Annotated in this window: 20 protein-coding genes and 1 tRNA gene; 12 read left to right on the top strand and 9 right to left on the bottom strand. The window is 39.3% G+C overall.

Annotation, left to right across the window (positions count from 1 at the left end; translation table 11 throughout):
* Positions 1-48: 48 nt before the first annotated feature.
* A complete protein-coding gene (locus ACK2WI_RS02880; RefSeq protein WP_093097487.1) occupies positions 49-2,313 on the bottom strand; it encodes an aconitate hydratase in 2,265 nt (754 codons plus the stop codon).
* 142 nt (positions 2,314-2,455) lie between these two features.
* Entirely contained in the window at positions 2,456-3,136 is a 681-nt protein-coding gene (gene rpe, locus ACK2WI_RS02885) for a ribulose-phosphate 3-epimerase (protein ID WP_409149723.1), read from the bottom strand.
* Between the two features lie 214 nt (positions 3,137-3,350).
* Here rpe and ACK2WI_RS02890 point away from each other — a divergent pair, with 214 nt between their 5' ends.
* The 3 genes from ACK2WI_RS02890 (at position 3,351) to ACK2WI_RS02900 (ending at position 6,673) form a co-directional block, all read left to right on the top strand.
* Entirely contained in the window at positions 3,351-5,483 is a 2,133-nt protein-coding gene (locus ACK2WI_RS02890) for an HD family phosphohydrolase (RefSeq protein ID WP_093097490.1), read from the top strand.
* Between the two features lie 114 nt (positions 5,484-5,597).
* Positions 5,598-5,684 (top strand) — tRNA-Ser (locus ACK2WI_RS02895).
* Positions 5,685-6,115: 431 nt separating this feature from the next.
* Positions 6,116-6,673, top strand: a complete 558-nt coding sequence (locus ACK2WI_RS02900) for a dihydrofolate reductase family protein (RefSeq protein WP_409149724.1) — start codon at positions 6,116-6,118, stop codon at positions 6,671-6,673.
* A gap of 9 nt (positions 6,674-6,682) precedes the next feature.
* Here the strand turns inward: ACK2WI_RS02900 and ACK2WI_RS02905 are convergent, their stop codons facing one another.
* The 5 genes from ACK2WI_RS02905 to ACK2WI_RS02925 all read right to left on the bottom strand — a co-directional run bounded on the left by ACK2WI_RS02905 (position 6,683) and on the right by ACK2WI_RS02925 (position 10,385).
* Positions 6,683-7,078, bottom strand: a complete 396-nt coding sequence (locus ACK2WI_RS02905; RefSeq protein WP_409149725.1) for a DUF5763 domain-containing protein — start codon at positions 7,076-7,078, stop codon at positions 6,683-6,685.
* Positions 7,079-7,283: 205 nt separating this feature from the next.
* Positions 7,284-8,378 (bottom strand): hypothetical protein, encoded by a 1,095-nt coding sequence (locus tag ACK2WI_RS02910; protein ID WP_409149726.1) that lies wholly within the window; start codon positions 8,376-8,378, stop codon positions 7,284-7,286.
* 214 nt (positions 8,379-8,592) lie between these two features.
* Positions 8,593-9,546 (bottom strand): DUF4407 domain-containing protein, encoded by a 954-nt coding sequence (locus ACK2WI_RS02915; protein ID WP_093097597.1) that lies wholly within the window; start codon positions 9,544-9,546, stop codon positions 8,593-8,595.
* A gap of 1 nt (position 9,547) precedes the next feature.
* Complete coding sequence (locus tag ACK2WI_RS02920) at positions 9,548-10,102, bottom strand: hypothetical protein (protein WP_093097599.1); 555 nt, start codon at positions 10,100-10,102, stop codon at positions 9,548-9,550.
* A 4-nt stretch (positions 10,103-10,106) separates the two neighbouring features.
* Entirely contained in the window at positions 10,107-10,385 is a 279-nt protein-coding gene (locus ACK2WI_RS02925) for an HNH endonuclease (RefSeq protein ID WP_093097601.1), read from the bottom strand.
* A 404-nt stretch (positions 10,386-10,789) separates the two neighbouring features.
* Between ACK2WI_RS02925 and ACK2WI_RS02930 the strand changes: the two genes are divergently transcribed.
* From ACK2WI_RS02930 to ACK2WI_RS02940, 3 genes are all read left to right on the top strand, one after another.
* Positions 10,790-11,608 carry a sterol desaturase family protein gene (locus tag ACK2WI_RS02930; RefSeq protein WP_409149727.1) on the top strand — a complete coding sequence of 273 codons (819 nt, stop codon included), beginning with the start codon at positions 10,790-10,792 and terminating at the stop codon, positions 11,606-11,608.
* Positions 11,609-11,965: 357 nt separating this feature from the next.
* Entirely contained in the window at positions 11,966-13,204 is a 1,239-nt protein-coding gene (locus tag ACK2WI_RS02935) for an MFS transporter (protein ID WP_409149728.1), read from the top strand.
* Between the two features lie 63 nt (positions 13,205-13,267).
* A complete protein-coding gene (locus tag ACK2WI_RS02940) occupies positions 13,268-13,768 on the top strand; it encodes a YdeI/OmpD-associated family protein (protein ID WP_409149729.1) in 501 nt (166 codons plus the stop codon).
* Between the two features lie 20 nt (positions 13,769-13,788).
* On the opposite strand, the gene ACK2WI_RS02945 is transcribed toward ACK2WI_RS02940, so the two are convergent.
* The gene (locus tag ACK2WI_RS02945) at positions 13,789-14,004 is read right to left on the bottom strand and encodes a hypothetical protein (protein ID WP_409149730.1); all 216 of its coding nucleotides are present in this window, start codon (positions 14,002-14,004) and stop codon (positions 13,789-13,791) included.
* 166 nt (positions 14,005-14,170) lie between these two features.
* Between ACK2WI_RS02945 and ACK2WI_RS02950 the strand changes: the two genes are divergently transcribed.
* From ACK2WI_RS02950 to ACK2WI_RS02975, 6 genes are all read left to right on the top strand, one after another.
* The gene (locus ACK2WI_RS02950; RefSeq protein WP_312697505.1) at positions 14,171-14,569 is read left to right on the top strand and encodes an NUDIX domain-containing protein; all 399 of its coding nucleotides are present in this window, start codon (positions 14,171-14,173) and stop codon (positions 14,567-14,569) included.
* An 80-nt stretch (positions 14,570-14,649) separates the two neighbouring features.
* The gene (locus ACK2WI_RS02955; protein ID WP_093097613.1) at positions 14,650-14,988 is read left to right on the top strand and encodes a hypothetical protein; all 339 of its coding nucleotides are present in this window, start codon (positions 14,650-14,652) and stop codon (positions 14,986-14,988) included.
* A complete protein-coding gene (locus ACK2WI_RS02960; RefSeq protein ID WP_093097826.1) occupies positions 14,981-15,535 on the top strand; it encodes an RNA polymerase sigma factor in 555 nt (184 codons plus the stop codon). Before ACK2WI_RS02955 ends, ACK2WI_RS02960 begins: the two co-directional genes overlap by 8 nt.
* Positions 15,522-15,869, top strand: a complete 348-nt coding sequence (locus ACK2WI_RS02965) for a hypothetical protein (protein WP_409149731.1) — start codon at positions 15,522-15,524, stop codon at positions 15,867-15,869. Before ACK2WI_RS02960 ends, ACK2WI_RS02965 begins: the two co-directional genes overlap by 14 nt.
* Before the next feature lie 96 nt (positions 15,870-15,965).
* Positions 15,966-16,469: a GNAT family N-acetyltransferase gene (locus tag ACK2WI_RS02970; protein ID WP_409149732.1), complete on the top strand. Its 504-nt coding sequence runs from the start codon at positions 15,966-15,968 to the stop codon at positions 16,467-16,469.
* Positions 16,470-16,477: 8 nt separating this feature from the next.
* Positions 16,478-17,023 (top strand): AAA family ATPase, encoded by a 546-nt coding sequence (locus tag ACK2WI_RS02975; protein WP_313368684.1) that lies wholly within the window; start codon positions 16,478-16,480, stop codon positions 17,021-17,023.
* 49 nt (positions 17,024-17,072) lie between these two features.
* Here ACK2WI_RS02975 and ACK2WI_RS02980 read toward each other — a convergent pair whose 3' ends face one another.
* Positions 17,073-18,653 carry a RagB/SusD family nutrient uptake outer membrane protein gene (locus ACK2WI_RS02980; protein ID WP_093097618.1) on the bottom strand — a complete coding sequence of 527 codons (1,581 nt, stop codon included), beginning with the start codon at positions 18,651-18,653 and terminating at the stop codon, positions 17,073-17,075.
* Positions 18,654-18,660: the final 7 nt, after the last annotated feature.

Below are 18,660 nucleotides of genomic sequence, written 5' to 3' on the forward strand. Positions count from 1 at the left end.
TAGCAGCACTAGTCTAAATACTAAATACTAAGTACTAACTACTAAATACTATTTCTGATTTGCACGGATGATATTCAATGCACCACCAGCTTTGAACCAACCGATTTGTTGTTCGTTGTAAGTGTGGTTTGCAAGAATCTCTTCAGATGTACCGTCAGCATGGTGTAATACCAATGTAAGCGGTTTGTTTGGAGCAAATTCAGTTAATCCGATGATATCGATAGTATCGTCTTCGTTGATTTTATCATAATCATCTTTATTCGCGAAGGTAAGACCAAGCATACCTTGTTTTTTCAAGTTAGTTTCGTGGATACGAGCAAATGATTTTACCAATACCGCACGAACACCTAAGTGACGAGGTTCCATAGCAGCGTGCTCACGAGATGAACCTTCACCATAGTTTTCATCACCAACAACGATTGAACCAATACCTTGAGCTTTGTAAGCACGTTGGGTTGCAGGAACCGGACCGTATTCACCAGTCAATTGGTTCTTCACATTATCAGTCTTGTCGTTGAAGTAGTTAACCGCACCGATCAACATATTGTTAGAAATGTTGTCTAAGTGACCACGGTATTTCAACCAAGGACCAGCCATAGAGATGTGGTCAGTAGTACATTTACCTTTAGCTTTGATCAGTAATTTCAAACCTTTAAGGTCAGTACCTTCCCACGCTGCAAACGGCTCTAACAACTGTAGACGGTCTGAATCAGGACTTACATCAACAGTTACGCTAGATCCATCAGCTGCAGGAGCTTGGTATCCTGGATCATCCACTGCGAATCCTTTTTCTGGTAATTCATCCCCAGTAGGAGGATCAAGTTTTACTTGTTCGCCGTTTTTGTTGGTCAACGTATCTGTAAGAGGGTTGAATCCTAAATCGCCTGAGATAGCGATCGCAGCAACCATTTCTGGAGAAGTTACGAAAGCAAAGGTATTCGGGTTACCATCAGCACGTTTTGCAAAGTTACGATTGAAGGAGTGAACGATAGTGTTTTTCTCTTGTTTCTCTGATCCAGCGCGATCCCACATACCGATACATGGTCCACATGCATTGGTAAAGATAGTAGCGTTAAGATCTTCGAAAGTTTTCAATAATCCATCACGGTCAGCAGTGAAACGAACTTGCTCTGAACCTGGGTTGATACCGAATTCAGCTTTAGTAACAAGTCCTTTTTCAACAGCTTGGCGAGCGATAGATGCAGCACGAGATAAATCTTCGTATGAAGAGTTAGTACATGAACCGATCAATCCCCACTCTACTTTTGTAGGCCAGCCGTTTTTACCAGCTTCCTCACGCATACGTGAAATTGGAGTATATAAATCTGGAGTAAATGGACCATTCAATGATGGTTCCAACTCAGATAAGTTGATTTCGATCAATTGATCGAAGTATTGCTCAGGGTTTGCATAAACCTCAGGGTCAGCTGTCAAGTGTTCCTTGATTGCATTTGCAGCATCAGCAACTTCTGCACGGTCTGTAGCACGCAAGTAGCGCTCCATAGAAGCATCATATCCGAACGTTGATGTTGTAGCACCAATTTCAGCACCCATGTTACAGATTGTTCCTTTACCAGTACATGATAAAGATTCAGCACCTTCGCCGAAATATTCTACGATAGCACCAGTACCACCTTTTACAGTTAAGATACCAGCAACTTTCAAGATCACATCTTTTGGAGCTGCCCAACCAGAAAGTTTACCTGTTAATTTTACACCGATCAATTTAGGGAATTTTAGCTCCCAAGGTAATCCTGCCATCACATCACATGCATCTGCACCACCAACACCGATAGCTACCATACCTAAACCACCTGCATTTACAGTGTGGGAGTCAGTACCGATCATCATACCACCTGGGAAAGCATAGTTTTCCAATACTACTTGGTGGATAATACCAGCACCTGGTTTCCAGAAACCAATACCGTATTTGTTCGATACAGAACTCAAGAAGTTGAACACTTCTGAGCTTTCATTTTTAGCACGATTTAAATCCTCTGCTGCTCCATCACGCGCTTGAATCAAGTGGTCACAGTGAACAGTTGAAGGAACTGCTGCTTTCGGACGACCCGCTTGCATGAATTGCAATAAAGCCATCTGTGCAGTTGCGTCCTGCATAGCTACACGGTCCGGTGCAAAATCAACGTATGATTTGCCACGCTCGTATGCTTCTGAGGCATTACCATCCCAAAGATGCGTATATAAAATTTTCTCAGCTAGAGTCAATGGTTTATTTACAACTTGACGGGCCGCTTTTACACGCTCATCATATTGAGAATAAACCTTTTTGATCATGTCTATATCAAAAGCCATTATTTGTAGTTTAATATGATTTATTAAATTTTAACTGTTAAGCCCATACTAAGAGCTGTTTACGCAAAAATACAAAAAAAACTGCGTTTTATTCGCATTTCTGCCACTTCAAGCTAATTTGGAAGTATTCTAAACAATGCTGTTAAACCAATTGAACTGAAGGGTCTACAGCCTTCAATTCCTGTATCGTTTGAACTGGATTTTCAGAACTAAACACAAAGCTTCCAGCTACTAAAACGTCTGCTCCAGCGGCCAATAATTTACCTGCGTTTGAAGTCCCTACTCCCCCATCAATTTCGATCAATACATCCGTATTTTGCTCCACTGCCAAAGCGCGTAATTCTTTAATTTTACTATACGTTCGTTCAATGAATTTCTGCCCCCCAAAACCTGGGTTTACAGACATTAAACAAACTAGATCGATATCCTGAATTACGTCCTTCAACAATGAAACTGGAGTGTGCGGATTTAACGCAACGCCTGCTTTACATCCCAATTCCTTAATCGCTGCTAATGTGCGATGTAAATGGGTACAAGCTTCATAATGAACCGTGATAACCTCTGCCCCATTGTCCTTGCAAACTTTCAAGTAACGATCTGGATCTACAATCATCAAATGCACATCCAAAGGCTTCTTAGCATGCCTTGCAATGGCACTCATAACCGGAAACCCAAAGGAGATGTTGGGAACAAATACCCCATCCATTATGTCAATATGAAACCAATCAGCTTCGCTCGCATTGATCATCTCTACATCACGCTGTAGGTTTGCAAAATCTGCTGCCAATACTGATGGTGCTATTAAGTGTTGTTGTGTGGACATGTCTTAAATTTTCTGCAAAGATAACAAGTATTATCCTCTAATTGAAAAATAGACAGGTTTTCCAGTGAAATGCTACATTCAACTTACAAACTCTTTCCAATTCCTGTTCCATCCTACTCCTGATTGCTAATGTTTTCAGATTGTCTTGGCCTAAAACCAAACTGTTTGCCGTAAAATAATTACATTTGTTAGTTAGGATTACTAAAATTAGATTGTGGCGAAATTAAAGATAAATTACCCTAAGGATAAATTACAGCAAAACTCCAGTTTGTGGAAATATGGGATGGTCGTTTTGACCATTGTCCTGATCTGTATATTCCTACCCAAACAACCCAGATTTAGGTACGAATACCAAAAAGGAAAACCATGGAACCATGAGAACCTGACTTCCCCTTACAACTTCGCAGTCCTTAAAACTGCCGAAGAAATGGAGCGCGACAAGCAATATATCCTAAATACTGTCCAACCAATCTATAACCTTAACGATGTTGCCAGTAAGGAACAGATCGATCAGTTCAACACGGATCTTAATGAAAAGTGGCAATCCAGCCAGCTTGACTCCACAGAGACCGGTAATCTCAATGACTATAGAGAAGTAGGTACTGCCCTCCTGAATTACATCTATGAGCGAGGAGTACTATCCCTAAATAATCGATACCAAAACAAGGGCAATGACTCTTCCAGAAATGATCCAACCTCCCTGGAATACAATTTTGTCCTTATCCACGATAATATAGCGCAGCAGAAGAATACTGTTGATTGCTATACCATAGAATCTGCAAATCAGTATATCGTTGGTGCCCTAGAGAAGAATAAACTGATCGAACATAAGAAATGGTTGTCTGAAGTCCTGAAAAACTACATTACCATCAACTATGTCTTCAATGAATCCCAGACTAACAAAGTTGAACAAACGGCTTTGGCAAACATCTCTACTACCCGAGGGATGGTCCAAAAGGACGAACTGATTGCGGAACAAGGGAAGATCATCAACAACGATACTTACCAAAAATTAGAATCCCTGCGAAAGGTATTCGAAGACGAATCCAGGATCAGCGGGGAGCAGAATCTAGTCACATTTGGGCACTTTATCCTGATTTCGCTAGCTATGGCGCTTTTGATGGTATTCCTATATTTCTTCAGGAGGGATATCTTCAACAACAACCGCTTATTGTTCATTATCTTCGTCGTCATCTTGGTGATGTTAGGGGTATTGAGTTGGGCTATCAAGATCAAGATCCCAAGCCTTTATTATATCCCATACTGTAGTGTGCCGATTATCTTCAGGTTATTATTCGATACGCGGATAGCATTGAACATCCATATCCTGATGGTACTGATAGCTGGACTTTTCGTCCCTAACAGCTTTGATTTTGTGTTCTTGCAATTCACTGCCGGAATGGTGGCTATCTACAGCATCCGTACCCTCGTAAAGAGAGAGCAATTCTTAGTATCCAGCGTCCTGATCTTAGGGACATACATCTTGGCGTACATGGGACTGGTATTGACCCGTAACGGATCTTTTTCTTCCATTTATTGGCAAGACATCCTTCCATTTACAGTGAGTGTGGGATTGACCCTCCTCGCCTATCCATTGATCTATGCCTTCGAGAAATTATTCGGAATCGTTTCTGACTTGACCTTAATGGAGCTGACCAACAGTAACTCCAGGTTATTGCGAGAACTTTCCTTAAAGGCTCCAGGTACATTCCAGCACTCCCTACAGGTTGCCAACCTAGCAGAAGCAGCCATCTATAAGATTGGTGGCAATCCTCTATTGGTTCGTGCAGGTGCCTTGTACCATGATATTGGCAAAATGATCAATCCGCTGTACTTTATCGAGAACCAGAAAACCAATGACAATCCACATGAGGAACTGACACCAGAACAAAGTGCACAGATCATTATCTCACACGTCCTGAAAGGAATTGAAATGGCAAGGAAAAACCAGATGCCGGAGGTCGTAATTGACTTTATCCGTACGCATCACGGTACTACCAAGGTTGACTATTTTTACAATATGGCAGTAAAAGCCAATCCAGATAAAGTAATTGATGAGTCCATCTTCAAATACCCTGGTCCAGTACCATTCTCAAAAGAAACAGCAGTCTTGATGATGGCAGACTCCGTTGAAGCCGCTTCCAGAGCTTTAAAGGAGCCTACCGAAGAATCTATCAATAATTTAGTGGATAAGATCATTGACCATAAACTCTTGCAGAGACAGTTCCAGAACGCGGATATTACAATGCGTGAGATCACAGAATCAGCGAAGATTTTCAAGGCTATGCTGAAGAGCATTTACCATGTACGCATTGATTACGATCTAAGTAAGAAGAAAGATAATTAAAAAAACAAATTGATATTCAAAAGGTTGCTGTAGGCGCTTCATAAAATGCGTATTTTTCACTAAATCGACTTTGAAGAGTGAAAATTTTGCGTTATGTTTGCACTGTCGAAACCCGGAGAGGTGCCTGAGTGGCCGAAAGGAACAGTTTGCTAAACTGTCGTACTGGAAACGGTACCGCGGGTTCGAATCCCGCCCTCTCCGCAAAGATATCTCAAAACCCTTCAATTAACATTGAAGGGTTTTATTTTTTACATCAAATTGCCAAACTTGTTTGAAGCAATTTGATGTAAAAAATAAAACCAGCGAGTGAAACGAGCGAAGGTTTTGATACTATCTTTTAGCCTCCCCCTAAGGGATCGCCGAAGGCAATCCCGCACTCCCTCGAATAAATTGATGTAAACAGATGGAAATCCCTTGAATGCTAAAGAAAACCTCAATGTTCGCTGCAAGAATTTCTGTGTTTGTAGAAAGAATTTCTGTGTTTGTAGAAAGAATTTCCTGTGTTTGCTAAAGAAAACCTCAATGTCCACTGAAAGAATGTCAACCTACTCACCCTTCCCCATTTCTTGCCCTATGACAAGCCAATTCCTTCCTCCCATCCTTATCTTTGATTTATCATATCCCCCACAACCATGAGAAAAATAATCGCCGCCTTCAACATGACCATCGATGGTAATTGCGACCATACCATCCCTAATCCCGATGCAGATATCCACGATCATTACAGTCATCTCATTGAAAATGCAGAAGCCCTTCTCTATGGAAGGATTACCTTCGAACTGATGAAGTATTGGCAAACCTTACTGACCAACCCTTCTGATAATAAATCCCACAATGATTTTGCTATCGCAATCGACAAAACTCCAAAAATAGTTTTCTCAAGGACAATGAAATCAACTGGCTGGGATTCCGCACAATTGTCCGATAAATCATTACCCGATATGATCAAAGAATTAAAAAACGGTGAAGGGAAAGATATCTTAATCTGTAGCAGGAGCTTAATTATCCAATTACTGAATCAAAACCTTATCGACGAGTTTCAGCTATGCATTCACCCCATTATCGCGGGACCAGGACTAATTTTGTTTGATAAAATAGAGAAAAGAATTGATTTAACCCTCAGTCACACAAAAACCTTCAAGTCCGGTGCTGTTATCCATTATTACACCCCGATCCGGAATCACAATTAACCGCAAAACCTATTTAGGCTCATGTTGATGACAATATCCATTGGCATTTCTAGTCATATGCTTACAACGCGTACCTTTTTTAGTGGTCCCTTTGCACTGTACAGACCTAGAAACTGCTCCTTGAGCTTCTCCAGGTTTTATCCCCAATCCACTTTGAGTAGTCTGCCCCACAAAACCTCTAGCCTTCGTTTGCCCAGGATTACATTGAGAACAGGCGCTAAGACCCATTTTCTGAGCATCAGCGATACTCAACGCATTTGAAACATTCTTGACATAACGGCATGTTGCAGTATGATATTTACTACCGGATGGAGTCTTGTAAACTGTCTGCGCAGATAGGCAAAAAGTTGACAGCACAAATAATATACTGATTAGATATCTCAAGGCAACAATTAGTATATACAAAGGTAATATTTGCTTTCAATAAAACTCTATAAATGAGTTATAGCATTGAATGAATCCAAAAAGCTATTATCAGCTTTCCGTCTAGTCTCTTGTACATTAATGACACAAAAAGGTTTAGGAAAATATTTCACCCCTACTATGGGTTATCCTTTCAACGGTTGATATTCCAGTATAGATCACAACAATTGTTACCCCCACCCTTTAACTATGGCGCCTCCTCTACAATGATCTTTTCAACGTTAATTTCATTATTCCAACCACCATCAATAGGTAGCTCTTTTCCATCCATCCAATACGTATCATAATGATTGCCAGATTCTGGAGAATAGGCTCCTAAAAACACATGGCCATTCTTCACAAATAAATCATCGAGAATTTTATTCTTTTTGATTTCTTGATGGACCTTCCCATTTTTCCAAACAGTGATCTCTCCTTGATCATCCAAACTGAAACTTGCAGCAATATAGGTATTGTCTCCTTCGACAAAGAACTTGACACCACTGATGGTTCCTATCTCTCTATCTGATTTTAACTTGATGGACTGGAAGAGTTTATTGTTTTTATAAATTAAAAAGGCTGGTAAATCTGTCCCTTTGTTAGAGTTTATGGTAGTAAACAAATAGATATCCTGCTGATTAAAACCGATATCTGATATGAGTTCAGGAGATTTTCGTTCTGTAAATATTTTACCGTTTTTCCAAACAATGGAATTGCTGCTCCTTTGAATGACATAAACATCATCATTTATTCCGGTTAGCTTATCGATTATTGGTTTTTTCCCATCTTTCTTTTCCAGATCATATAGTTTCCCATTTTTCAGGATATCGATAGAAGTTACCATTCCGTTGCTATAATCAGTCCGTTTTACATATATATCCTTGCTATTCGTAACATAAATCAGGTTACCGGTCGCAAAAAGATTTTCTATGACATGCTTTTTCCCGTTTAACCAATAAACGGGCGTACGTGAGCTTACGTTTTCTCCAACTTTACCCTCAAATCCAACAGCATAATAATCTTTCCCTTTTAAATAGGCACTCAACACTTTCCCGCCATTCTCAGCACCCTCTAAATTGTTTACTTTTCCGTTATACCAATATACCGGCCTTGAACCCAATGCATCCCCTTCTTTATTGGTACTGCCAAACATATAAATCTTTAAGCCGTCGTATGCAGGATCATAAGTTTCCGGAGATTCACTTCCGTCATTCTTTTTGTCCTTTTTGCAAGAACTAAAAGTTAACAGAAAGGTACTGAACAAGATTAATAGGGAATAAAATGTGAAATTGTGTCTTTTCATAGTGTGAGCATCAATTATCGGAAAGAATTAACCTGAATTAAAAATCCTTCCATTAATTATTCTAATGAACACAAATATGCTGAGTATTAATTAAAATTAGCAAAACCTGTTTTGCGTAATTATATAAATTAACAAGTTAAGTGAACCTAAATCGAAATTTTACCTTCGGTTTAGGTTCATTTAACACTGAAAAAGCAGCTTGGGATGCGCTTATTTATCCATTCAATCTTTCCAGCATCTTCAACCTTACCTCGGTCTGATGGTGGATCAATTTATCATAATCTGATGCCTTATCAAACAATTTAATGGTAACCACAAAAAGCTCGATCGAAAGGAAAAACAAAAAGAATAATAGATATACTGTAAAACCAATCTTGGAGCTTGTGATCACATCATGCAGGATATTCAGCTCATCAATGAAACCTGAAGACTTCCGCAGATCCTCCTCTTTTTTAGCTTTGATAGAGGCCAAAGAACCAAGGGTTTTGAATTTCTGGCCGTTCAAGATATTGATTTGTTCGTTGATCTGTTCCAACTCCCTCTTTTTAGGGTTTTCATTCACCATTTTATTGGTCGAATTTGTACTGTTTATCCGGTTTCCTTGGTTGTCCCTGGTCACTGAAGTGTTGGTATAGGAGGTCACGATCACAGGATTTTTCTGCAGATCTTCTGAAACGACTTTTTGCCTTGCCTCCAACTGCTGTATACTGGCATCTATACTCTTCACCTGCTCATCGATTTCATTTTCAGAGTTTTTCACAGCAATTTTCACCCTATCTTCCATGATTTGGGTTTTCTTCAGTTCGATATCATCCTTAAAGATGATTTGATCCAAGATAAACGAACCTAGAATAGCCATGACAATGGCGAGAGCGATCCTAAAACTGACAGACCATTTATTGACCTTAGTCGAAAGGATAATGATGCGTTCTATCTGGATAACCACAAATGCAGCGATTAAAGAAGCCATTACTGCCCCAAAAACGCCAACATGCAAATAACGAACCGCAAAGGAATAGGCAATGAACATCCACACCAGCACAATCAATAATACCGCAGAAGTAAACTTCTTGACGGCCTTTGAGCTCTGTTCACTGGAATGTTGGACCAGGTAATAGTTATAACCAGTTAGGAAACATCCAAACTTTAGCCAGGGATTCTTTTTCATATTAAAACTCTTTAGCTAATAGGGTCCTTTGGGTTATAGAAGCCAATCCTTTGGTAAAACCTCTTTTATAGGCCAATATGGCTCTTTCAAAAAGTCCAGAATCAGTTTTCAATGACTCTTCAATATCGCTCACCTTTCTCATGTGATTTTCTAGGTCTTCCTTTTTGGAAAGAAGTTCCTCCACTAGGTCAACCAATCCTGATCGCTTACGGGAATTGATATGGAATTCCAATTCTTTCAGAAACGAATCATGGTAAGTTTTAACCTTTGAAATTATGATCTCAAGATCAAACTTGATAAGCCTTAAATTATCTTCCTTATACTTTTCGTCGGGACTGGTCAAGGCATCATTGAAACCTTTGGATTCAAAGTCTGACTGGAGATAAGCATAGATAGTATTGATTCCTGTGAATGAACTTACAGGCGATGTCCAATCCTGATTGATGTCTTTTTCCACGAAAATATCTTCCGGTATAGGCGGCAGATGTCCGTTTAACAAAGCATCCTCAGGAGAAGTTTCGGATTGTTTTTTCTTAAAAAAATTAAATAGACCCATTAGATTAAATGTATTTGGTTGGTATTTTATACTTGCGATGCCCACGTTTATGGCAGAGCGCACAGAGCGTGATCAACAAATTGCTGGGATAGTCCCAAGGTTCCTTGAACTGGTTGAGCCGATTGATAAAATGGTATTGTCGATGATGTACTTGCAATTGATGAACATCCTGACAGATGACACACTTATTATTGTCCCTGGCCAGAATAGCTTTCCGCTTCTGTTTCCACCTGATATCAAACAAAGAGGCGCCGTAAGTACCGTGCGTATCTGGAGTATTCATCGAGAAAAAATTAATAATTGACAGTTTTACGTGTTAGTTTGAACTAAAGTAAGAAGACTTATCTGATATTCTTTCTCCATGGATTAAAAATCAAGGTTTTAGAAAGAATAAATTAATATTTGTAGACAATCCATTATTTTTTCATAAAAACTGAATTCCAATAACATTTCTTTGTAACTTAATCTATTCTTTATAGGTATTACTTAAAATTGATAAGAAATATTGTCAATCTTTACTTGCATTTCAACACTAACTTTGCGTTTCACCCCATTTTAACGAAACCTCCCGCAGATTTTCAAGATCAGACAGGAACCGTAAATGCCAATTCAACTATTTCCTCGTGTTACAATTTGAATTTTTAGAGAAGAAAAATCACTTAATCTAATTACCTAAATTATATAGTCATGGAATTATTAGAAAAAATTCTAAGTCTTGATCCGAATTATTTGATCATCGGATTACTCGTCCTATTTTTTACCTTGGAACAGATCAGCTCTAATCCATTTGCTTTCAAAAAAAGAGGCGAACATCTCATCCAGAACATCCTATTCCAGATTTTATTGACCCTGATGAACATCTTTTTTGTGGTCATCCAGGTCTACTGTATAGAATGGCTGAATAACCATAAAGTAGGTCTCCTATATCTTGTAGAGCTACCTTTCTGGACAAAACTGATTATCTCTGTCATGCTTTATGATTTCTCTACTTACTGGATTCATCGAGCGGCACACAAAGTACCCTTGCTCTGGCGACTTCATCGGGTTCATCATAGCGACACCAGTATGGACTCCTCCAGTAGCTTCCGCTTTCATCCACTCGAAATGATTCTGGTTTACGAAACAGGAAACATCCTATCGGCGGCTGTTTTCGGCACTGACGTTCTTTCCCTAGGTCTTTATTATTTTATCCTTTACATCTTCCTGTTCCTGGAACATTCCAATCTTCACTTTCCGAACTGGCTCAATAGATCATTCGGATTAGTCTTTGTGATGCCTGACCATCATCGCGTACACCATGACCAAAACCAATTCTATACCGACAGCAATTTTGCTGATATATTTATTCTCTGGGACCGCATATTCGGCACATTCAAAACCCTTCCGGTCCACAAAATGAAATATGGGCTTATTGAATTTGATAGCGAAGAGAAACAAAGTTTTCTATATCTGATGAAGAGTCCTTTTATCAATATTAAGAGAGTCAAGGGCGAGCGGGATGGTTGAAGCCCAAGGTTAAACATCCAGAAAAAAATTAGCTAATGAAAACCCTCTTTTTTACATCCCAAAAAAGGGGGTTTTATTCGAGGCATATTCGAGAATCATTCGAGCCATATTCGGAAAACCTACGGGCTCTTTTCGAACATGCTTTCCTATAAATTTTACTTGCTTATGGATGGTTCCGAATGTGACCAAATTAAGACCAGCATTAACTTGAAATAATTGAGCATTTTAAATAAGTCTTTTACAAAACCTAATAATCGACCAATTGCAGTCAAATTGGCTTCTTTTATTATCTGTAACTAGAGTAACTAACTTTTACTTTTTATTTCAGCATTTTTGATTGTACAACAATTAAGGTAAATGGGAAATATTAAGTTAGGCTTAAAGGAAAATTGGCAGCAATTCAGCTTATTGATCCTGGTGAACATGATGGTTGGAGGAATGGTTGGTTTAGAACGAACTGTTGTTCCATTGGTTGGAACGGAGGTTTTTAAAATTCAATCAGATGTTGTTGTATTTTCTTTTATCATAGCTTTTGGAGTTGTCAAAGCATTTACCAATTTAATTTCTGGAGTATTAGCAGATAAATACACCCGTAAGAAGGTCCTGATCATGGGTTGGTTGATCGGCTTACCAGTTCCATTCTTGCTCGCCTTTGGACCATCTTGGAACTGGATCTTGTTTGCCAATATTTTACTGGGGATGAGCCAGGGATTAGCATGGTCTATGACCGTCAATATGAAAATCGACCTTGTGGGCAAGAAAAGTCGGGGATTGGCAATGGGCTTAAATGAAGCAGCGGGATATGGAGCTGTGGGATTGACAGCCCTGTTGACTGGATACCTGGCTTCAGAATATGGCCTTAGGCCCCAGCCTTTCTATATCGGAATTGCTTATACCTTTATCGGACTATTGCTTTCCCTATTTGTTATTCGCGATACAAGGAAGTTTGCCCAATTGGAAGCCCAAGCTATACCCCTTCGTTTCTCCAGCGAAAAGGCTCCCAAACCAACACTTGCATGGGTATTCAAGGAAACATCTTTTCGGAACAAAAATCTGTTTTCAGTTTCACAAGCAGGTTTGATCAATAATCTGAATGATGGGATGTCCTGGGGAGTGTTCCCTTTACTTTTCATATCCATGGGGGTTGGATTGGATGGTGTAGGTTGCATCAAAGCTATTTACCCCGTAGTATGGGGACTTGGGCAGGTCATCACCGGTCCCTTAGCCGATAAATGGGGTCGCAAACCATTAATTGTTTGGGGAATGTTTGTCCAAGTGCTTGGCCATGTCGTCATCGGTATGGAAGCCTTTGAACCCTTGACTTCAGGAATCATAGGATCTATATTTTTAGGACTCGGTACCGCCATGGTCTACCCTGCACTCCTTGCCGCTGTCAGTGATGCTGCCCATCCTACTTGGCGAGCATCTTCGCTAGGTGTGTACCGCTTTTGGCGAGATATGGGCTATGCCATAGGGGCTCTGATGGCCGGTATAGTAGGTAATTTTTTTGGTTTGATGTGGGCAGTCCATATCGCAGGATTCGTCACCCTGCTTTCTGGAATTTGGGTTTGGCTAAAAATGAAAGAAACAAAATAAATACAATTAAAAATGCCATTTTTATACTTTAAATTGATTCAAGCAATAAAGCAATCAGCAAAAATGAGTAAGACAAGTTCGTATTCTTTTATAGCTCCTCTTGATATCATCGGTATCAACCCATTTGTATTTGTCCCAGAAACAATCCTTCATGACCTTTTCAGAATCCTCCATAGAGAAAAAGGAAATATTGCCTTAAAGGTCTCTGTCAACCGATCAAAATATCATCCACAAACTTTATTGCGCTATAAGGGAGATTGGAGACTATACATCAATACCAGTATGCTGAAAGACTCGCCCAAAAGATTAGGAGAAGAATTGATGATCAAGATAAAGCTAGATTTTTCAGAACGCAAGGTCAATATGCACCCTAAGCTTCAATCCGCGTTAGATGAAAATAGAGAAGCTAAGGCAGTCTTTGATTCCATAAGCCCTACTTTAAGGAAAGAAATAGTACGCTATATTGCTAACCTAAAAACTGAAAACAGCATTGTCCGTAATACGGACAGAGCTATCGCCTTCTTGTTAGGACAAGGAAGTTTTATCGGAAGAAATAAGATATAATCCTATTCAAGGAAGACTTATCAATTAGAAACTTTCTCCTTGAACTTCCTCAACTCCTCATCGATTAACTCTGGCCAAGTTTGTAGCCCCTCTCTGATCAGCTGTTCGCCAAATGTAGCATCCTCCTCTTTTGTTGCTGCGATGGCTTGCTCTTGCAATTGCTGCAGATATTCCTTTGTAGGTGGTTCCACATTGGTAGGAACGTCAGCCTTGATCTTTTTATCTTGATTTTCCATAGGCAATTGGCTTCAAGAATTAAGCCATAAAGGAATAACTGTACATAGTTTAGGCTTTAAATCATTAAAAAATTAAATCGATGATTGGCTCAAAAAGAAAATTTTACCGGCCATCCAAAACTAGTTGACTGATATTTCATTAATTTAGGAGTATAACCTGAAATTTATGAAGATCATCGATAAGCTTGCATGGATTGAAATTAAGGACGGAAAAATTCTGTCTACCAAATCATTCGGAAAGGAAAAATATTACATTCCTGGAGGCAAAAGAGAGGCTGGTGAATCGGATATTGAAGCCCTGACGCGTGAAATTTCGGAAGAACTGCAAGTCCAATTAATTCCAAGCAGCATCCATTATATGGGAACTTTCGAGGCACAGGCCGATAGTCATCCTGAAGGAACCCTTGTCAAGATGACCTGCTATACAGCTGAATATACTGGAGAGCTGAAAGCGAGTTCTGAAATAGAATGGGTTGAATGGCTAAACTATGCTGATCTGGAACGTGTTTCTGCCGTCGACAAAATCATCTTTAAACAACTAAAAGAGCAAGGAGATTTGCATTAAATTATTTCCAAAAAAAAATAAATCCAGTTTTTTGTAACCTTTTCTGCTTTGCTTTCCACTAATGTATAAAATCAAATAATATGGAAGCATTAGAAGTATTAATTCCAATTTCATTTTTTGCTTGTATTGTACTCTGTACATATTTTATCAGCAAATATAGATCTGAAACGATTACCAAATTAGGCGGACCGATTCCGAGAACACCGGGCAAACCAAATTCTTGGAAGAAAATTGGGATTGTGGTGATCGGCTTTGCCACCGGCGCACTATTATCAGGTATATTGTTTGCCACGGGCATATTGAAAGATTCAGATTGGGATGGTTTTATCATTATTGGGCTTATTTCCTTAACGGTAGGGATTTCATTAATTATTGCAGATAAACAAGACAAAAAAGAAGAGAACAGCATTGATGGATAGTCTTTACATAGACAAAATTCTTTCTGGAGATCGCCATGCCTTTAGCTACTTTATCAGTACCTATAAAGACATGGCCTTTTCCATTGCTATCTCTATTGTAAAAAACGAGCTTCTTGCCGAGGAAGTCGCCCAAGAGTCCTTCGTCCAAACCTATCTTTCATTGAGGAACTTTAAGGGCAATTCAAAATTCAGCACTTGGTTTTATAAGATCGTGGTGCATTGCTCTTACAAGATGATCCAGAAGAAATCCATTCAATTTGTGGAATTAGACCTCGGTCAGCACGATCTTCAGTTTGATGATCATGCCTTGAAAAACTTGATGATCGAGGAACAAAAACAAATGATAAACGAAGTTTTGAGAAGGTTACCCAGCAATGAAGCTCTCGCCTTGAGGTTGTTTTATCTCGAGGAATTATCAGCCGTGGAACTATGTGAAATTACGGGTTGGACCATGGCAAACTGTAAAGTCATCCTACACCGAGCTCGGAAAAGAATGGCAATAGAACTAAACAAAGATTTAAGTACAATGCAATATGGAGGAGAATAAGGACAATTTCAAGGAGTTCATGAAAATGGCAAAATTGGAGATGCCTTTTGATGATTTTGACGCCAAGGTAATGGCGAAAATTGAGAAGATTGAAGCAGAGCAAGAATCGATCAGCAAGTCTAGGAAATATGCATTGATATTTTTTGCTGCTGGTACGTTTTTTGGAATCTGCTTAAATTATCTAGTAACAGAATTGATTTTTCCCAAAATAGCAGATCATCAGCTCAGGAATTATTTGGGACTTTTTTCCCAAATGGTCTATGTGGTCTTGATTGTATTGTTCAGTGATAAAATCCTGAAGCTAAAAAGACTCCTAAAAAACCCTGAACTATAAATTTGCGGTTACCATTGTCTTAAGTTTTTATAAATCCGTCAAAAGTAAAAGTGTTTTACATTAATAATTTTTACTTTTATTAAAATTTATTGTTTTATGATGGATTTAGATCATTATAAACTATTAAAGTTTGTAAACACCTCCATGGACTTCGACAACTATTTCAGGTTGGTAAACGACAGCAAGGTGATGGAAATGATAACGGAAAGACCTATTGAATATGCTGAGGCACGAGAGGATTTCAAGAAACTATTGAAATTAAACTCCATCTCCCCAAACTTTGGCACCTTTAAAATCATTGAAAAGAAAAAAGGTTCATTTATTGGTTTAGCAAAACTTGAAATCACTGAATCCAATGCAGACATTGCAGAGTTAGGCTACATCATCATTCCTGAATTCTGGGGAAAGGGAATCGCAGGCCAGGTGGCAGAACATTTAATCCTATACGCTAAATCCATAAAAAACCTGAAGGGCCTATTTGCCATAATTGATCCAAAAAATTATGCCTCGCGAAAGATCTTAACCAAAAATGGATTTCAATCTAGAGAATTCCGAGATTTTGATGGGCTCCCAGGAGAAATATTAGAATTGACATTTTAAAATTATTAATGAAGAATAGTACGAGGAACTTCTATGTGCTGACTGGAGGACCTGGAACCGGCAAGACAAGTTTGTTAAAACTTCTTGAAGAAAAAGGAATCCCCTGTATTCCAGAAGTGGCACGGGAAATCATAAAAGATCAAATTATTAAACGAGGGTCTGCCCTCCCTTGGGCCGATAAGGATGCGTATGCCCAGTTGATGTGGACTGAATCCCTTCGCTCCTATGAATTGACCAAACAGAGTTATGAAACCGAAATGGTCTTCTTTGACCGAGGCCTGCTTGATAGCATTGGTTATATGGAAATGGAGAATATTAAGATCAGTCAAGAAATACAGGATTACCTAAGTACGGCCCTGTATAAAAAAATATTTATCCTTCCGCCCTGGGAAGATATCTATGTAACTGATGCTGAACGGAAACAAACTTGGCAGGAAGCCTTGGAAACCTTTGAATCCATGAAAAATGTTTACGAAAAATATGGATATGAGGTCATTGAAGTCCCTAGATTAACCTTAGCGGAACGGGTGCAATTCATCGAAAAAAACATATAAAAAAGGCTACCTAAAATTTTAGGTAGCCTCTCCATTTTAAATTATTGCCTTAATTTTTAGATTGGTAATCTTTATTTTGGGTCAATTTAGGGTTACGCTGAAGTTCATCCAAGGAGATTGGCCATAAAAGGTCAGAATCTTTGAATGTAGCTCCAGAGGCATTTTTACCGCCTACTAAGTTTATGTAGGTAACTCTTCCTTTTTCAGTCTCTGAAATAACTGGGAATTTACCGGTACGCAAACAGTCGTCCCACATCTTGAACTCAAGTGGCAATTCACGAAGGCGTTCAGTCCATACCTCTTCAACAAAAGCTGTTGGAGAAAGCGCCTGAAGTTCTGTAGTGAACTGTGCAACAGTTTTATTGGTTGTACTTGCACGAGCCTTGATCCTTGCCAAGTAGCCAGCAGCTTCAGCTGTTACGGCATTGGCAGCCTTAGCTGTACTTTCTGCAGCGATCAATAATGCCTCCGCATAACGGTAGATATTGAAATCTTTGGTACCACGACCAGAAGTCAATACCGCAGCTTCATCAACATAGTACCAAACACCAGCGTCTTCCGATTTCCAGATCTTTCCTGTATTCGGGTTTTTATATTCCCAGTGGAAAAATTGGTTAGGCTGGATCCTTAGGTCATCAGCTTTGTAAACGTTCAAGAACCTTTTAGTCGGTCCATAAACGCGTTCGAAGATGGCATATTTATCAAATACCGCTGTTGCTGAAGAGTTGAAGCCATAAGTTGGCCACCAACCGCTTGAAGAAATCGTTCCATCAAACTCATAGGCATAGATAGACTCCGCTAGGTTATCTGTCGAACGTAACTTGTTGTAAGCACTCTTCATTTTCAAATCCTCATTTGCAGTCAGGTTATGCGGAGAGTTGACCACCATTTTGGAATAGGTAGCAGCCTCTGCGAATTTGCCCTGTTGCAAGTATACATTGGCAAGGGTCATTGCAGCAACGTATTTAGTGATACGGTTCTTGTTCTCTGTAAAGGTTACAGCTGGCAATCCATCGACAGCATCTTTTAAGTCTTGCTCAATAGCTTGGTAAACCGTAGCTACTGGAGAACGCTCTAGGTAAAGATTGTCAAGGTTTTCAGTAGGTTCCAAATGCAAAGGCACATCTCCGAATGTTTTCACCAAATAGAAGTAGTTAAAAGCTCTGAAGAACTTCGCCGTAGCGATCAAGGTCTTCTGTTGGTTGGCATCCGTAAAAGGAATCTCAGGGATGTGTTTCACAGCACCATTGGCGATATTGATGGAATTATAACTATCATTCCAGATCGTGTTCATGGTGTTCGATACGATACGGGTGTTTTCCTGCCTGTTCAATAATCTTGAATACTGACAGATTAACTCTTGGTTTTCATAAGAGTTTGTAAAGTATCCCGTTAAAAATGTAGGTATAGAAGCTGTTGGGCCTAGGTATGCACTTCCGGCATTTCCGTATCTTACGGTTGCTCCCCTACGATATAATGCATTGACATTACCTATGGCTTGGGCCTCGGTCTTATAGAAGAAATTCAAGGTCTCATTGGACTTCGGCTGTTCTTCTAAAAACTTCTCGCAGGAACTCAAACCTAGCACACCTGTCAATAGTATAGCGATTGCAAAATTTCTAGTTTTCATAATAATA

The organism is Sphingobacterium sp. BS-2, from assembly GCF_046161205.1.
GTDB classification, from domain to species: domain Bacteria; phylum Bacteroidota; class Bacteroidia; order Sphingobacteriales; family Sphingobacteriaceae; genus Sphingobacterium; species Sphingobacterium mizutaii.

What these genes read in the sequence shown, in the direction of transcription:
- ACK2WI_RS02880 (WP_093097487.1), bottom strand. Translation starts at nt 2,313, where the DNA reads ATGGCTTTTGATATAGACATGATCAAAAAGGTTTATTCTCAATATGAT.
- ACK2WI_RS02940 (WP_409149729.1), top strand. Translation starts at nt 13,268, where the DNA reads ATGAGTAAGACAAGTTCGTATTCTTTTATAGCTCCTCTTGATATCATC.
- ACK2WI_RS02915 (WP_093097597.1), bottom strand. Translation starts at nt 9,546, where the DNA reads ATGAAAAAGAATCCCTGGCTAAAGTTTGGATGTTTCCTAACTGGTTAT.
- rpe (WP_409149723.1), bottom strand. Translation starts at nt 3,136, where the DNA reads ATGTCCACACAACAACACTTAATAGCACCATCAGTATTGGCAGCAGAT.
- ACK2WI_RS02900 (WP_409149724.1), top strand. Translation starts at nt 6,116, where the DNA reads ATGAGAAAAATAATCGCCGCCTTCAACATGACCATCGATGGTAATTGC.
- ACK2WI_RS02970 (WP_409149732.1), top strand. Translation starts at nt 15,966, where the DNA reads ATGATGGATTTAGATCATTATAAACTATTAAAGTTTGTAAACACCTCC.
- ACK2WI_RS02910 (WP_409149726.1), bottom strand. Translation starts at nt 8,378, where the DNA reads ATGAAAAGACACAATTTCACATTTTATTCCCTATTAATCTTGTTCAGT.
- ACK2WI_RS02945 (WP_409149730.1), bottom strand. Translation starts at nt 14,004, where the DNA reads ATGGAAAATCAAGATAAAAAGATCAAGGCTGACGTTCCTACCAATGTG.
- ACK2WI_RS02925 (WP_093097601.1), bottom strand. Translation starts at nt 10,385, where the DNA reads ATGAATACTCCAGATACGCACGGTACTTACGGCGCCTCTTTGTTTGAT.
- ACK2WI_RS02920 (WP_093097599.1), bottom strand. Translation starts at nt 10,102, where the DNA reads ATGGGTCTATTTAATTTTTTTAAGAAAAAACAATCCGAAACTTCTCCT.
- ACK2WI_RS02930 (WP_409149727.1), top strand. Translation starts at nt 10,790, where the DNA reads ATGGAATTATTAGAAAAAATTCTAAGTCTTGATCCGAATTATTTGATC.
- ACK2WI_RS02975 (WP_313368684.1), top strand. Translation starts at nt 16,478, where the DNA reads ATGAAGAATAGTACGAGGAACTTCTATGTGCTGACTGGAGGACCTGGA.
- ACK2WI_RS02950 (WP_312697505.1), top strand. Translation starts at nt 14,171, where the DNA reads ATGAAGATCATCGATAAGCTTGCATGGATTGAAATTAAGGACGGAAAA.
- ACK2WI_RS02955 (WP_093097613.1), top strand. Translation starts at nt 14,650, where the DNA reads ATGGAAGCATTAGAAGTATTAATTCCAATTTCATTTTTTGCTTGTATT.
- ACK2WI_RS02935 (WP_409149728.1), top strand. Translation starts at nt 11,966, where the DNA reads ATGGGAAATATTAAGTTAGGCTTAAAGGAAAATTGGCAGCAATTCAGC.
- ACK2WI_RS02980 (WP_093097618.1), bottom strand. Translation starts at nt 18,653, where the DNA reads ATGAAAACTAGAAATTTTGCAATCGCTATACTATTGACAGGTGTGCTA.
- ACK2WI_RS02965 (WP_409149731.1), top strand. Translation starts at nt 15,522, where the DNA reads ATGGAGGAGAATAAGGACAATTTCAAGGAGTTCATGAAAATGGCAAAA.
- ACK2WI_RS02960 (WP_093097826.1), top strand. Translation starts at nt 14,981, where the DNA reads ATGGATAGTCTTTACATAGACAAAATTCTTTCTGGAGATCGCCATGCC.